Annotated in this window: 11 protein-coding genes and 1 pseudogene; 3 read left to right on the forward strand and 9 right to left on the reverse strand. The window is 44.2% G+C overall.

Annotated elements, in window-relative coordinates; genetic code table 11:
- Positions 1-94 precede the first annotated feature (94 nt).
- The 3 genes and pseudogenes from AC3A14_RS15440 to AC3A14_RS15450 form a co-directional block, all read left to right on the forward strand.
- Positions 95-403: pseudogene (locus AC3A14_RS15440) on the forward strand (alpha/beta hydrolase); the annotation flags it as partial.
- Positions 404-552: 149 nt separating this feature from the next.
- Positions 553-1,038, forward strand: a complete 486-nt coding sequence (locus AC3A14_RS15445; RefSeq protein ID WP_318700115.1) for a DUF4168 domain-containing protein — start codon at positions 553-555, stop codon at positions 1,036-1,038.
- Positions 1,039-1,368: 330 nt separating this feature from the next.
- Positions 1,369-2,736: an AAA-like domain-containing protein gene (locus AC3A14_RS15450; protein ID WP_318700116.1), complete on the forward strand. Its 1,368-nt coding sequence runs from the start codon at positions 1,369-1,371 to the stop codon at positions 2,734-2,736.
- Here AC3A14_RS15450 and AC3A14_RS15455 read toward each other — a convergent pair.
- From AC3A14_RS15455 to AC3A14_RS15495, 9 genes are all read right to left on the reverse strand, one after another.
- Positions 2,683-8,394 carry an AAA family ATPase gene (locus tag AC3A14_RS15455; protein WP_318732370.1) on the reverse strand — a complete coding sequence of 1,904 codons (5,712 nt, stop codon included), beginning with the start codon at positions 8,392-8,394 and terminating at the stop codon, positions 2,683-2,685. The two genes, AC3A14_RS15450 and AC3A14_RS15455, sit on opposite strands and share 54 nt — an antisense overlap.
- A 274-nt stretch (positions 8,395-8,668) precedes the next feature.
- Positions 8,669-8,956: a hypothetical protein gene (locus AC3A14_RS15460; protein WP_318719890.1), complete on the reverse strand. Its 288-nt coding sequence runs from the start codon at positions 8,954-8,956 to the stop codon at positions 8,669-8,671.
- A gap of 135 nt (positions 8,957-9,091) precedes the next feature.
- A complete protein-coding gene (locus AC3A14_RS15465; RefSeq protein ID WP_318719889.1) occupies positions 9,092-9,844 on the reverse strand; it encodes a tetratricopeptide repeat protein in 753 nt (250 codons plus the stop codon).
- Between the two features lie 11 nt (positions 9,845-9,855).
- Complete coding sequence (locus tag AC3A14_RS15470; protein ID WP_318719887.1) at positions 9,856-10,806, reverse strand: tetratricopeptide repeat protein; 951 nt, start codon at positions 10,804-10,806, stop codon at positions 9,856-9,858.
- Between the two features lie 23 nt (positions 10,807-10,829).
- Positions 10,830-11,606 (reverse strand): SAM-dependent methyltransferase, encoded by a 777-nt coding sequence (locus AC3A14_RS15475; RefSeq protein ID WP_318699567.1) that lies wholly within the window; start codon positions 11,604-11,606, stop codon positions 10,830-10,832.
- A gap of 138 nt (positions 11,607-11,744) precedes the next feature.
- Positions 11,745-12,521, reverse strand: coding sequence for an SAM-dependent methyltransferase (locus AC3A14_RS15480; RefSeq protein WP_318699565.1), 777 nt, complete (start codon positions 12,519-12,521; stop codon positions 11,745-11,747).
- Between the two features lie 459 nt (positions 12,522-12,980).
- Positions 12,981-13,850 (reverse strand): S8 family peptidase, encoded by an 870-nt coding sequence (locus AC3A14_RS15485; protein WP_318699564.1) that lies wholly within the window; start codon positions 13,848-13,850, stop codon positions 12,981-12,983.
- 128 nt (positions 13,851-13,978) lie between these two features.
- Complete coding sequence (locus AC3A14_RS15490; RefSeq protein ID WP_318699563.1) at positions 13,979-14,692, reverse strand: RNA polymerase sigma factor; 714 nt, start codon at positions 14,690-14,692, stop codon at positions 13,979-13,981.
- A gap of 410 nt (positions 14,693-15,102) precedes the next feature.
- A partial coding sequence (locus AC3A14_RS15495) for an NAD(P)/FAD-dependent oxidoreductase (protein ID WP_487779053.1) occupies positions 15,103-15,581 on the reverse strand: 479 nt, incomplete at its 5' end.

Consider the following 15,581-nt stretch of genomic DNA (forward strand, 5'->3'; position numbering starts at 1 on the left):
GGGTTATCTCAACAAACTGGAGTCCCTTTAGAAAAAACCGTTTTAGCTGGATTTTTCTAAAGGGACTCCAGTTTGTTGAGTCCCTTTAGAAAAAACCGTTTTAGCTGGATTTTCTCAAGGGGGAGCAATGACGCTCCACGTGGGATTAACCCTGCCGTTAGCAGGGTTAATTGGCTTGAGTGGTTATTTGCATTCAGAAGTAGAATATTCCTATGAGCTTCCAGTGTTTCTCTTTCATGGTCGTTTCGATCCGATGGTTCCCCTGGAGAAAGGAAAACAGGCCAGAGATACGTTACAAAAACAAGGAATTGCAGTAACCTATGAAGAGTTCGACATGGCTCATCAAATTATTCCAGAAGAGTTGGAGCGGGTGCGCCAAATTTTGGTGGATGTGTTGGCATAGAGCGCTAGGTATTAGGGAATGGGGAATGGGGAATTGAGGCTGAGGATCGTCAAGCCTAAATTATGAATCTTACCCTTGTAAGATTCCTTTATCTCCCTATCCCCTCAACGGTTATAGTAGCTAGGTTCCTCTCATTGAAATACAGTCCTATGGTGAACTTAAGACAAAAAATCTGGAATTGGGGAGCGATCGCCGCTTTAGCGATCTCCATCACTGCTTGTGGTTCTTCTCCAGAGGAGATTGGCTCCTCTCCTTCTCCGGTTAATCCCGTAACTCTCACCCCAGAAGAAGTGCAAAATTATGCCAGAGTTATCCTAGAACTTGAACCCATTCGCCAAGTTGCTCTCGGCCAAGTACAAACTTTAGTTGATAGTGGTGTAGCGCCGATTATTATTTGCACCGATCCCCAGAGTCTTGCCGGTTTATCTTCTGAGGTGACGGAAGTGGTGGTTAATTTCTGTACTCGAGCTAAAGAGATTAATGCCAAATATGGCTTTACTCCTACACGCTTTAATGATATTACCCGTAATTTACCGACGAATGCAGAATTGAAAGCACAAGTTGATGAAGCACTGTTAGCGCAAGTGATGAACCCAGAGACAACTGCACCGGAAACCACTGACTTAGGACAGTAATTTTAAGTTGGGAATGGTTCCATTAACCAAGCAGGAGTTACTGACTGGTTTTGTTGGCGGGATCGCTCTAAAACTTGCCTAAGTATTTTCAATGATAATATAAGTAATGTTTACGATGTTTAAAGGGGGGCGAGAACTGCGATCGGGGGCGATCGTAAAGCCAAACATTTTCCCCTCTTGCACATTCACAATCCAATAGTCTCGAATCCCTACTTTCGTTCTAAATCACTGAATCCTTGAAAACTTCCAGCCACCAGGTCTTGCATCTTGTCTGCAAAATTGGTATAAGATAGTCGCAAACTCCTAAAAAACAGATAACTCTCGCCTTTTATGACTATTGATGAGCTATGGGTATTAATAGGCGCTAAATACCACAAACAATTAAGACCAGTACAAAAAATAGTGCTTTATCAATCCTGGGAGGGATATTCCTTTGCTCAAATAGCCAAACAATCTGGATTTACACAGGATCACCTCAAGAATATCGCATCCAAGTTGTGGTCGCTGCTTTCAGACCTGTTTAACGAGACTCTGACTAAAAAGACCTTCCGTGCCATTCTGGAACCGCGCTCCCTGAGCGTCCTCGAACGAGAACTAATCGCACAAGCAACCCCTCTAATGCGGGAATACCCCCTAGAATCCCCCGATGGTCCCGTTCCCCTAGAGTCTCGGTTTTACATCCAGCGTACCCCGATTGAAGAATTGACCTGCACGGCAATTTCGACACCGGGAAGCCTGATCCGACTCAAATCACCTAAACGCATGGGAAAAACCTCCCTGATGGTGAGGGTATTAGCTCATGCTCGGCAGTTAGGCTACCGCACTGTCTCTCTAAACTTGCAGCAAGTCGATCGGGCGTGTTTAACAGATCTAGATTCTTTCTTACGCTCGTTTTGCCTGATGCTCTCGCGCCCACTGAAGTGGGAATCCAAACTCGACGATTACTGGGACGATTTTTTGGGGAGTAAAAGTAATTGTACCATCTATCTTGAAGATTATTTACAAGCTCACCACAATTCGCCTTTAGTCATTGCTTTAGATCGGGTTGAGGAGCTATTTTTATATCCAATAATTGCCGCTGAATTTTTTGCCATGCTGCGTTATTGGCACGAAAAAGCGAGTTTTGGAGATGGCGAAAGTGAACTCTGGAAAAACTTACGTTTAATCCTGGTTTACTCTACCGAAGAGTACCTCGCTTTGAAGACGAATCACTCGCCGTTCAATGTTGGTTTTGTGCATAAGTTGCCGTTGTTTACGTCGTTTCAGGTTGAAGAATTAGCGGAGCGCCACCAACTCGACCTCTCAGTGGAACAGATAGAGCAATTCATGGAATTAGTTGCAGGTCATCCCTATCTAGTGCGACTGGGATTTTATCATCTTGCTCAACAGACTGTCACTTGGGAAGAATTGATGCAAACGGCAGCAACTGATACTGGTATCTATCACAATCACCTGCACCAACATCTGGCTAGCCTGAAAGTAGATCCCGATTTAGCCGTGGCTTATAAAGAGGTATTGAAGGCAAACCAACCTATAGAGTTAGAGCAGCAATTAGCGTTTAGGTTGCACTGTTTGGGATTGGTGAATTTGCAAGGTTCTGTTGTGTGTTCTAGTTGTCAGTTATATACTGACTATTTTCGAGACTTAAGGTTTGAGTCGATGCAAGGTTTTTTCTATCCAAGCTCGATCAAAAATTGATTCATAAATGCGGTTGCCAACTTGGAGAACACCCCCTTGGTTGATGACTAACCCAGACATGAGCAAGTCTGCTTGTTCGACCTTATCAATAGTGATAACCTCTGTTTTCTCTAAGATTTTCCCATAAATTTCGAGCAGTCTAACCGCTTTTTGTTTATCTTGGAGGAGGTAATCGCGAATGGTTCTTAAATGTTGGGGTTCGTCTTGAGTTTCCCAGTCGGTGAGAATGTGCGATCGCACTAATTCTTCTACCCATTCTCCTTCGCGGTTGCTTGGAACAGTGGAGGAATCGTTGCGGATTAGCTGACAGAGTTTTTGGGTGAGAAAGGGTTGACCTCCCGTCCAAGCTAAGATTTCTGTCAGTAGGGTTTGGGGGTTGGTCACCCGTTCGCTTAACCCATAGAGTAAGGGTTGGACTTCGTGCTTTCTAAAATAGGCGAGTTCAATTTTTTGACCGATGTTAAATGGGGTGCTGCTTTTGGATTGAATGAGTTGATAAGGAGAGGCGGCACCGAGTAAGATGAAAGTGAGGCGGTTATAATCGGGAATTTCGGCTCTTTGATTATAGCAGTAACGGAGGATTTTGAATAAGGGATCGGTATCGAAATCTAGGTTGAGGACGGTGTCTATTTCGTCGATGAAGATGGCAATTTTTCCCGGAATGTTGGGGAGTAAGACGGTTTCGATGAATTCTGAAAAACGTTGGCTCGAGGATAAGAGATCGCGATCGCGCCACCAACTGCGAAGATTAACAGTATCTGAGAGACGAAACGCTTTGACCAATAAATAGGCTAAACCCGCATACCACTGTTCCGGACGGACTTGGCGATCGCTAATTCCAGTCAGATCGATCGCTACGCAGTTAATGCCTGCCTTTTTCAACTGTTTCACCATCTGCACGCGCAAGCTAGATTTTCCCATTTGCCGAGAATTGAGAATCGTGCAGAATTCTCCTTTGATTAAGGCTTTGTAGAGTTGTCTGTCGGCAGAACGGACGACGTAAGTCGGCGCATCCATTGGCAGGCTTCCACCGACTTGATAGTCAAAGGTTGAGGGTTCTTCTCCACTTCTGAGTAACTCGTTTTCGATTTTTAGTTCCGCCTGAGTTAATTTCAGAACTTCTACAGTTTGAGACAGTTCTTGAGTTCGTTCTTCTACTTTTTGTTCGAGACTTTCGCTGTAGTCTTCTAATTGAGCGTAGAGGCGAGCATTTTCAATGGAAATCGCAGCTTGGGAGGAGAGGATTTTTAACAGTTCCAGTCGATCCTTTGTAAAAGTATTAGTCGCCAGACTATTTTCCAGGTAGAGAATTCCGCTAATGTTACTTTGGTTGATCAGGGGAGCACAAAGAATAGATTGGCATTGATACTGTTGAATATAGGGATCGTTCGTAAAGTCTCCTTTATTCATCGCATTGTTTAAAACCACTGTTTCGCCAGTGCGGGCGACATAACGCACTATTTTTGAGGATAGCTTTGGAAACGCCTCTATGGGAATGGACTGCAAAACCAGAACTTGCTCAGAATCAGTTTCTTTGATTGCTTCGATTAATAAATCTTCGTTACTAGGTAAAATGAGAATCCCTCGTCCTGCCCCAGCATTTTCAATGAGAATATTCATTAAAGTTGCGAGTAACTTTTCTAAAGCAATTTCACTGGAAAGAGCATTGGTAGATTTGATTACTGTAGCTATGTCCAGTAACTCCGTGCTACCGGAACTAGTATCTCTGCCCGAAGTATTGGAGATGGTTAAGGTTGAGGATTTGGTAGAAAGAAAAAATTCTGGGTAGCGGGTTTCTATATCTCGTACTTTGGCTACTGCACCCCAGCGCTGGTAGGCGTAATGGGCTTCTTTGAGGTAGAGTTGGGCAATAGGATTTTGGTTTCTACTCAGATAGTATCTGCCTGCGAGTTCGTTGGCGAGGGCTTCTTCGTTCAGGTATTCGTTTTCTTTGGCTAGGGCTATGGCGCGATCGTAGTATTCTCGGGCATCTCCGTTGTTGTCAAGTACTCGAGCGCGTTCGGCTTCCACGAGATAGTATTTGTGCTGGAAATTCATCGGGGCGTGGTGCGCCCAGTTTTCCATTTTGGTTTGATTTGCTGCAACTGTTGCGAGTATTTGTTGGCGATCGTCTTCGTTGAACCTAGGATACACTGCTAGCCGAGCCAAGGAGTCATACATTTGTTGTATTCCTGTCAATATTCCTGCTGGAACATCCATGTATTCTTCTAACTTGACAGCATATTCTAAAGATTCTTTTTCTTGTTGAAATAGAAAGTTAAGCATGAGTTTATTAAAATAAATATGAAGAAATGAACCACTATCCTTTGCTTCTATATGAACAGGCATCATTCTTTGTTCATCATAAACCTCGCCCTTTAAAAGGGTTTTTCCTTCGCTTTTACCCATCAAATTTAGAATGCTTTGCCAGTATATTTTTTGCCAATTTAAAACTATTCCTTGTTTAATCTTATCAATAGCATGAGCATATTGGGCGAACTCTTGTTCCAGAGAACTTAACTCCACACCAATTATGTAGGCATGGAGGCAAGAACAATAACCCGACATTGCTGCAAATGGAAAATCTCCTGTTTCTACTCCCATTTGATAGCCCAAAACCAGCGGAGATAAGGTTGATTTGATATGCTCTTTCAAAAGTATGACATGATCGTAAACCATCAGCAGTACTCTTGCTGCTATTTTTTTGGCATCAAAATGCGACAGAAAATCTAAGGCTAATTGAGCATATTCATAGCCCCGATCTATATCTTCCCAAAAATTACAGAGCCTTTGAGCATAACAAGCATAGCCAAAACCGGTCTCAGTAGAATTACCATATTTTAGAGATAGCCTGATTGTTTGTAAAATAATTAACGAACAGAGATTTGGATCTATAATATAACTAGCAGCAAATGATGAGTTTAGTACTTTCATAGCTGTCAAGCGTAATTTATCGGTCATGATCGGCATTTCCAGCAAATTCGAGTAATTGTGCTTTGCCAATGCCGATTGTGTTTCCTGAAAGGCTTGCGTAACATCCGATTGACTTGGTTTTTCCGGAAAGTAAATCTCTAATAAGTCTAACAGGTATAAAGCGGTATTAAGAGCTTCTTGCGGTTGATTGCGAGCGTAGTATGATTCTATTTTAACTTTATATACTCTAGCTTTATCTAGAAGCGTCTTTGCCTCTTGTTTGACTATTTCAGCTAACGACTCCATATCATCAAAGTTGCCAGATAGGTAAGCTGCTTCAGCAGCTTCTATATATAGCTCTAACGTCAAATCGTAATTATTTTGCCAGCTATCATGTTCTAGCGCTGTAAGACCGATTTTTAGATAGTTAAACGCAGGTTGATAAGCTGCTGAGGCTTTTGCTTTTTTCCCTGCCAGTAGATTTAGGGTTGCTAATTGATCTAGACTCGATCGTTCGCCGATTAATATGCGACCCTTGTTAAGTTGGTTGACAATATCGAATATTTTCCGATCGCGCTCCCCATCGCTCATACTTGCCAAGAGTAACTGTCCCAAGCGCAGATGCACGGCTTGTCGATCGGCTTCTGGAATTAAGGAGTAAACGGCTTGCTGAATGCGATCGTGAACGAACTTATATTCTGCGACTAGCTGATTGAAGAGACCCTCAACCTCAATTTCCATCAGCTTGTAAGCATCGCCGATGGGGACAATAAAACCCTCTCTGAGAGCAGTTCTCAAAACGATTGCTGTTTCTCTGGGCGATCTTTCAAAAACGATCGCTAGGGTTTCTAAATCGAACTGATTGCCTGTGCAAGCTGCTAACTTCAAAACGGTGAGGGTTTCTAGCGGCAACTTTTGTACCTTAAGAGCCATTAATTTGACGACGTTATCTGTTATCTGCCGACCTTGAATTTGCTCTAAATCCCATTGCCACTCGCAGCGATCGCGATTGAAACTCAGCAAGGATTCCCCATACAAATTCTTTAAAAACTCAGTGACAAAAAAGGGATTTCCTCTGGTTTTTTCTCGTACCAACTCTGCTAGGAATTTTACTCGCTCTGCTGCTAAATTGAGGGTATCTCCGATTAACTGAGTTACTTCTTGCAACTCCAAAGGTTGTAGATAAATATTGCTTACTGTCGCTCCTGCCTTTCCAATCTCTTCTATAGTCTGACTTAACGGGTGCGTTTCGCTTACTTCGTTATCTCGATACGCTCCTATGAAGAAGAGATACAGGCTATCTGGGGCAGTTATCAGCCGTTCTAGCAGTTGCAGGGATGCTCTATCCGCCCATTGCAAATCATCTAAGAAAATGACTAGGGGATGTTCAGGTTGGGTAAAAACTGTAATGAAGTTTTGGAAGACGAGGTTAAAGCGGTTTTGGGCTTCGGCTGGCGGAAGTCCTATTACAGGTGGTTGCATGCCCAATATTGCTTCGACTTCGGGAATAACTTCGATTATTACCCCAGCATTGATTCCTAAAGCATCTATAAGCTTCTGCTTCCACTGAGCCAATTTTGCCTCGCTTTCGGTGAGCAGTTGTCGAATTAGAGATCGGAATGCTTGAATAATAGAAGCATACGGAATATTGCGTTGAAACTGGTCGAATTTTCCCGCGATAAAGTATCCATTAGTTTCGGTAATGGGCTTATAGACTTCTCGAACTAAGGCAGATTTACCAATACCAGAATAGCCGGAAACCAGCATCATTTCCCTAGTACTCCGACCAACGCGATTGAATGCGTTTAACAAACTGTTAATTTCTCTGTCCCTTCCGTAAAGTTTTTGGGGAATTTGAAATCTCTCGGAAACATCGTTGCGACCCAGGGGAAAAGTGTCGATCTTGCCTTTTTCTTCCCACTGTCTTTGACATTCCTCTAAATCTGCCTTGAGACCGGAGGCTGAATTGTAGCGGTCTTCGGCATTTTTTGCCATTAGTTTCAGCACGATATCCGAAACGGTTTGGGGAATTTCCGATTTTATTTGGTGGGGGGATACTGGTTGTTTAGCGATATGCGAATGTACGATTTCTAAAGGATCGTCGATGGGAAAAGGCAATTGCCCGGTCAGTAACTCGTAGAAGGTCACTCCCAAAGAGTAAAAATCCGTTCGATAGTCGATCTCTCGGTTCATCCTCCCAGTTTGTTCGGGAGAAATATAGGCTAAAGTTCCTTCCAATGTATTGGGGTTGCAGAAAGTTGTCGTTTCTCGCGACAGCACTGTAGAAATGCCAAAATCGATTACCTTAATTTCACCTGTAGTGGGATTGAGGACGATATTTGAGGGATTAATATCTTTGTGAATAATATATCTTTGGTGAATTTGCCCTATGATGTCAGTAACTAGAGTAGCCATAGTAAGAAAGTTGCTTACCTCGATATGACCAGCTAACTTCAGTTGAACCAAAGATTGACCTCCGAAGTCTTCCAAGACGATCATCAATCGGTCGTGACTTTCTAAGTTATAAACTCTTACGATTCCCTCTAATCCTTCCCCGTTCAGATTTTTGATAATTTCATACTCCCGCTTAAACCCTGCAATTGTTTCTGGTGGGGGATAAGCGTGCTTTAAAATTTTGATTATAACAGGTTGCTGATTTTTTTTATCAATAGCTGAATAAACGATTGAGTTGCTACTTTCATATAATTTTACTCCTACTTGATAGTTGGACCAGACAAATATCATAATTTTTTTCTATATTATATTCAAATCTGTCTATCGTAAGTAGAATGATTCCTATATTGCTAGCGAAAAGCATCCTTAAAAATCAAGAAATCTCCTAGACTTGTGGTAGAATTCAATACGATACAAATAATTGGGATGCTAACGGTAAAACCATCGATATCGCCTTAAAAAGAGATCGTATTGCTACCAAGATCTAGGAGAAGCAAATGAAGCTACAAACGCATGAGCGCCATTAGGTTTTTAGAGTTGCAACCTTGACTTTACAATTCTGAATTTAGCCCCGATAGTTTTGGATCGAATCCGAATCTGATGGCTCTGATGGCTCTGATGGATCGGGATCTGGAAATGGATCTTCAACTGGGTCTGCGGCGGTTATAGCCAACACGGATAGATCCCGACCTAAGGCTATAGCAATGTCGTCCTTCTGTCCCCTCTTGATGAGCTGTTTATCCAATTCTGCTAATCCTGATGCCTCCAGTAATTGCTTTGGAGTGCCAGCAAAAGCTAATTGTTTTTCGGGAGCTACAGCTAAGTCTGCCAAGAAATTGACTAAATTGTTCAACTTTATGCCTCCTTTTGAACTGTTTAAATGTTTATTTTCCTTGATGCCAAGATAGCATTAACATTGATGCTCAAAGATTTTATTATAGGTTAGTGTCTTCGAGCATTCGTATTAGAATCTCTCTTTTCTACCTTCTTATGAAGTCTTTTGATTCCTTCGATCCTCCATCATTTGTATTTCCTCTAATAACTTTATAGAGAATTTATGGCTGGTTACAGCTATGCCCTGGTCATGTTGTATGCTAGCAGCCTGAGCAGAAACCTGCTGACTGATTGGATCGTAGATGGTGTTATCTAGCCGAACGGCAATGAGCATATCAGTCGTTACTTTCTGATATTTTTCTACTACGAACTCATAGGCTTCTATTTTCTCGCGAGCATTTGTCATATCTTGAATTTCTGCGAGCTTCTTTGATATCATTCGCCCATGAGTTGCCGCACGCATGGCAAAAGCAAACGCATAATTGCTCGCTCGGTTAATAGCTTCTGAAAAATCCCGTTCTGCACTATCGTAATCATTAAGATAATAGTAAGCCCAACCACGATGAGCGAGAGCCCAAGCGTAATCGGGGTTATTTTCAAGGGCTTTATTGTATGTGGCGATCGCTTGTTCGTAGTTGTTCGCCTGGAACCAATACTGACCTAGCTTCGCGAATGCCCAAGGATAACTATCTTTTCTGAGTGAGATTGCCCTGTCTAAATCATCTTTGCCGCCAGGAAATTCGATGCCGAATTGCTCTACCTTTGCTGCTCCTCGGTGAGCCCAAGCCCAAGCATACCCAGAATCTTCATCAATTGCTTGTGTAAAAAAGTTTATGGCGCTGTCATATTCTTTGAGCAGACGACGCCTCTCACCTTCCATCGCCAAAGCTAATGCTGTTCGTGACATTTATAACCTCCCTAGTGTGATGCTTGTCTTTGTCCTACTTGCTCAACATTATAGAATGACTCTTGGCCATTAGAACAAATATTTGTAACCTTTTGAAAACGAGGTTCTTGATGTAAATCAAGCCAGGCAAAATCGTGACAAGCTCTGCGCCTGGAAAAATAATCTCCGACTATGGATTCTTCCAGGTAAGCAAGGGCTTCGTCCTTTCTTCCCTGAGTAGCTGCCAAACCCCCAAGCTCGTAAATAATAGCACTAGCTTCCGAACCACTAGCAGCCAATTTAGCTTGCAAAACTGACTTGGCTCGCTCTATTTCTGGCAAAGCCTCGTCTAATCCCTTCCAGCGAGCTTTGAGAGTTGCAATCCAATAAAGAATTAAACCATCTTCTGGGTCTTTTTCTAAAGCTTGCTGGTAGTGTTCCATTGCTTCAGCATATCGTCCAACAAAACTGAGAAACAACCCTCTTTCGGCGAGCCAATTTTCTTTAATAATGCTCTTGTCTAGAGCAATGGCCCGGTCGAATTCCACCAGAGCTTCCTCGTAGCGCCTCAGCATTTCGTAAGTTCGGCATCTATAGGCGATCGCCCAAGCATAATCGGGTTGCAATTCGATCGCGCGATCGAGGTCTACCAAAGCTTCCTCATAATGTTCGATGCGCTCATAAGTTACGCCACGATGGGCTAGCGCCCAAATGTAGTTGGGCTGTAGCTCTATTGCTCGATTAAAATCCTCTATAGCTCCCTCAAAAGCGTCCATCAAAAAAGAAGTTTCTCCCCGGTGAGCCAACGCCCAAGCATAGTCTGGCTTTAACTCTATTGCTCGGTTAAAATCTTCCAGAGCTTCCTGATAGCGCTTCATGAGCCGATAGGTTTCGCCTCGCCCCGCCCATGCTTTAGCATTTTGGGGATCGTTAGTGATATCCCTATCTAACTCCTCTAAAGTTTGTCCATTGTTTCCCATCATTTCTTTCTAGGTCTATTTTGTCCCTAAAGATCCATTCCCAAACGCTCTACCATCTCCATATCTATGGCCAATGGTGGGTTGGGCGGCATGTATAGAGTGGAGCTTTCCGTCACCTTCGCTTCCGGTAACTTCTCCAAAGGTATTCTCTGGATCGATGGCTCGCAAACTGGGTGATAAACTGCTGCTTCATAGACTATTGCCTCGCTATCGGAAGCGTAATAATTTTGCAAAACTTCTGTCAATACGTGTAACCCGCGTACATGCCCTCCTTGCTCATAAAAACCACGATTTCCTACCAAAGCAATCTGCCACAAAATCAGAGCGCTAGTTGGGTCAAACTTGCGCCGCCTAATCAGGAAATCTGTTGCCTCAAAACTCTGACAGCCGCGCTTGCCCGGATCTAGACTTAAATCAGCAAACAAGCAATCTTCTGCTGAAATACCCGGCAGCATCTGTGCTCTAAATCCTTCTTGTCTGGCTCGTCTGAGAGCCTGATGAGCTGAATCGGCAAAGACACCGGGATGACCGTAGAAAACCACACAAACATTTAGACCGCGATGCACTTCTGCCAAAATGCACTCTACCATCTGGACATAAGTCTCTTTACGCTGCCGATTGTTTCGATTGTAAGGTAATGCTTCTGCTGTAGAGTTGACGGAGACTAGCCATTGTGCTGTTGCCGGATCGGCTACAGCATATAACACTTTATCAGCCTGTTCGATCCAAGCTTTTGCCGCCAAGGTTACTTGACCGACAAATTGGATTCCCGTCCCGACAATCGTTAAACACCCCGATTTCACACTCAACCTACTTAGTTATTTTTCCGTATAATTTTACTTGGGAGGCGATCGCCCTCTAGCCCTATGTCCCCAACCTTGTCACTCAAAGGCTTCTGCCCAAACCCACTCCACAAGAGTCCAATCTGCTGGCTTTTCATCTTAATTCACCATCCCCAAACGTGCCATCATTTCCCGATTGAAAGGAATTTGTCCTTGCGGAGGAACATAAAGGGTGGACACCTCACTCACCAGGGCTTCTGGTAACTTAGATAAGGGCATCGGCTCAATAATCGGCTGACAAACCGGATAATAAACAGCGGCTTCATAGACAATGACTTCATGGTCGCGATCGTAATGCTTTTCTAACACCTCCGTCAAAACTTTTAGACCCTGGGAACCCCGTTCGGCTTCAAAAAAGCTAAAATTCCCAATCAACCCAATCTGCCACAAGATTAACGCGCTCCTGCGGTCAAATTGGCGATCGCGAAGCAGAAAATCCGTCGCTTCAAAACTCTGACATCCATACTGTCCCGGATCGACTCCCACATCGGCAAATAGACAATCGGATGCCGATATTCCCGGTAGCATTTGTGCCCGGAATCCCTCCTCTCGTGCCTGCCGAATCGCCTCACGAGTTGGATTAGCAAAAACTCCAGGATGACCGTAGAAAACTGCACACACATCCAATCCTTGGCGAACAGCATTGAGCATCACCTCCACCATTTCACCATAGGTTTGTTTGCGCCATTGATTGTTGGTATTGTACGGAAGACTTTCGGCGGTTTCGTTGAGCGATCGCAGCCATTCAGCCGTTGCCGGATCGGCTACAGCATACAAGACTTTATCAGCCTGTTCGATCCAAGCCTTTGCCGCCAAGGTTACTTGACCGACAAATTGGATTCCCGTCCCAACAATCGTTAAATAACCCGATTTCAAACTCGACCTACCTAATCATTATTTCCATATCATTTTGCCTGGGAGGCGATCGCCAGAGAACCAGCGATGGAACCGAAAGCGAATTGAAGCGCGATCGGATTTTAGTTTTAACAGTGTCTCCTCAACCTTGTCACTCGAACGCTTAAAAAATCACACTAGGGTTTGATTTTCAGCCAGTGTTACCAGCCATTTGAATCTCAGTTGCTAGCTGTAAATTTGCGGTCAAGTGATGTCATTTATCTATCTCAACACAAACCCCTGAAAATTGCAAGACCTTTTCCAAATTATTTTTTTTCTAGCCTTGTTGAATGACAAAGTTGAATGTCTGATGACATAATCTGGTCGTACATGTTCAAGACGATTCTATTGATCGGTTTCTGACAAGAATTCTAGAATTGACTCAGGACAAGGGTTTTCTGACAACCGAGAACCGTCTACCTCTAGGGACTGTAAAGCTTTTTAGTTATTTGCCCTGCTTGATAGCACTTTCCAGCTAGCCTCAGCATTCAATAAAGGCGGGATCATACTGGTTCGGCGGATATCCGGACGGAGGATAGCTCGACGGATTTCCTCTGCTGTAGCCTGGGGAAAAAGGGACCATAGCAAGGCAGCCGTTCCACTGACAAAAGGTGCGGCTGCGCTAGTGCCAGTCATTGGCATATATCCGCCACTCGAAGAGGTACTAATCGTATTCACCCCTGGTGCCCTCAGTCCCGATTTCCCTACCGATATGCCGCTATTCGATTTAAAATGCCAGTCTCCTTGCATATTGCAGGCAGCGACTGGAATCGTCCAAGGATGGTCAAACAGAGCCATTTGCCCAATTCGACCTTGATTGCCAGCCGCTCCAACGATTAAGACTCCTTTTTGAAGGGCATAATCGAAAGCCTCCTGGAGAAAAGGTTGCTCTTGGAGCGACGTGGTGGGTAGGCCCAAACTAAGATTGATAATCTTAGCTCCAGCGTCGATCATTTCCCTCAGGGCACAGGCAAGAGTCTCGGGAGTAACTTTGAGGCATTGCTCAAAATCCGCCGTATCGCATAAGATAGGCTTCACCAATACCGTACAATCCGGGCACAGCCCTGGAGCTTGGGAACCTCGTTGGGCACAGATAATTCCTGCGACAAAAGTTCCATGCACGCAGCCGATACTCTCTTTAGTTTGGCCAATCACCTCTGATGCGGCAGGGAGCGTGCGTAGGGAAGCCGCTTGCAAATCTTGATGAGATTCTTCTACAGGGCCATCAATGATTCCTACTACGATTTCAGGTCGCCCAGATGTAGCCGCCAATAGCGGTTTGATATTAATAAGTTCTAAATAATTAGCCATTTTTTGAGACAACACTTTTAGGTTTTGCCAACAACCGCAGGGAACTTCCGAGAAAAGCCGGCAAGAGGGGAATCAAGGTGCGATCGCACTAAAGCCAAATCAGTAGTTTTGAAACCCACGCAGGTAGATTATGTCTGTGTAGCAGTGGTTTTAATCGCCCTACTTTTCTTCTGACTTACCTCCCCATCCGTCCCCAGAAAGTAGCTACTCAACTTCTCTTGGAGGATTTTCCGTGCCAAAGATATCCGCTTGCAAACATTCTCGTAGGTGATACCTTGGACTTCAGCAATTTCTGTATGGGAGAGCTGTTGATAAAAATGCAAGATAAACGTATGGCGCAACCTTTTCGGTAAAGAAGCGATCGCCTCCCGAATCACCATCGCCTTCTCTTCGTTCTCCAAAACCTTTTCCGGGGTATCCACCGCACTTGTCGGGCCCCCATTCTCCGTTTCTCCCACCCATTCAAGACTATCTACACCCGCCGCTTCCCCAGAGCGTTTGCGAATAATATCGATACATAAATTGCGAGTTACCTGCATCAGCCAAGCTTTCAAATTGTGGATTTTCCCCACATACTTCAGCACCTTTTCCCTAGCCTTCAGCATCGCCTGGCTCAAAGCATCTTCCGCATCCGTAGAATTATAATTCATCAACTTCAGACAGCAGCGATACAATGGGTCGTGCATTTCCTGCCAGAGTTGCCAAAACTGGGAGACAATCTCATCGAAGCCCTTCACCGCACTGCGATCTTGATGCAAATTTTCCGTCAGTAAATCGCGCTTTTTTCGTCTCAGTTGTACAGGGTTATCCGAGCCAATTTCACTTGCTTTGGCATACATCATAAGTCTTCTGTCTTTCTGGAATTTGATTAATTTTGGCTAGATTTGGGGAGGAGGGTCAAGATGGTAAAAGTAACGTGTTAAAAGAGCTAAGAATTGGTGAGTCCGTTTGACGGGTCTGGGGCGCACTGCTTCTGAACATAACTCCCTAGGAGCTGCTTGTTTGCGGTATTGATATGAAATTCGCATGGGTTACTTTTTACCCCTTTTTCCTCGGAACCAATCGGGCCAAACTCGACAAAATTCCCAAAAGAACGGACAAGACACCTCTAGATATAATTAGGAATTATGTTTTCTCTCTTTTATGATTACTTTAGTCGATGGCAGACTGATTTTTTTAGGGGTCAAGACGAAAAAGGTAATTGAGGTGTAGCGACCTGCAAGCACGATGAGGTTGATTATAGCTTTACTCCTTAAGATTGCAGCCATGGAATAAGAATCTGGGCAGTTGCTGGAGCGAGTAATACCCCATTACGGTAATGGCCGGTGGCAAGCCATACCTGTTCGTGACCGGGAAGTTGACTAATAACGGGAGCCGGTTGATTGTGGGGACGGGGGCGTAAACCTGACCATTGCTCAGTCATATTTAAATGTTGCAGACCCGGACAAAAGGCGATCGCCGCTTCCTTCACTTCATTGAGCAACTGCTCATCTGCCATCACCTCACCCTGTTCATCGGGAAATTCTACCGTAGCGCCCACCCAATAGCCACCGACTCCTGACGGCACGACATGTACATCACCAGAGGTAATAGCAGGTTGAAAGTCCGGATCGCCTAAAATTTCCCCCTCATAGGCGATCGCCTGGCCCAAAACTGGGCGAATATCTAGAGGAGTCTGTAAATATTGAGCCAGGAATGGACTGCCTAAACCCGCCGCAATAATCACCCGAT

This window comes from Roseofilum sp. (genome assembly GCF_982964205.1).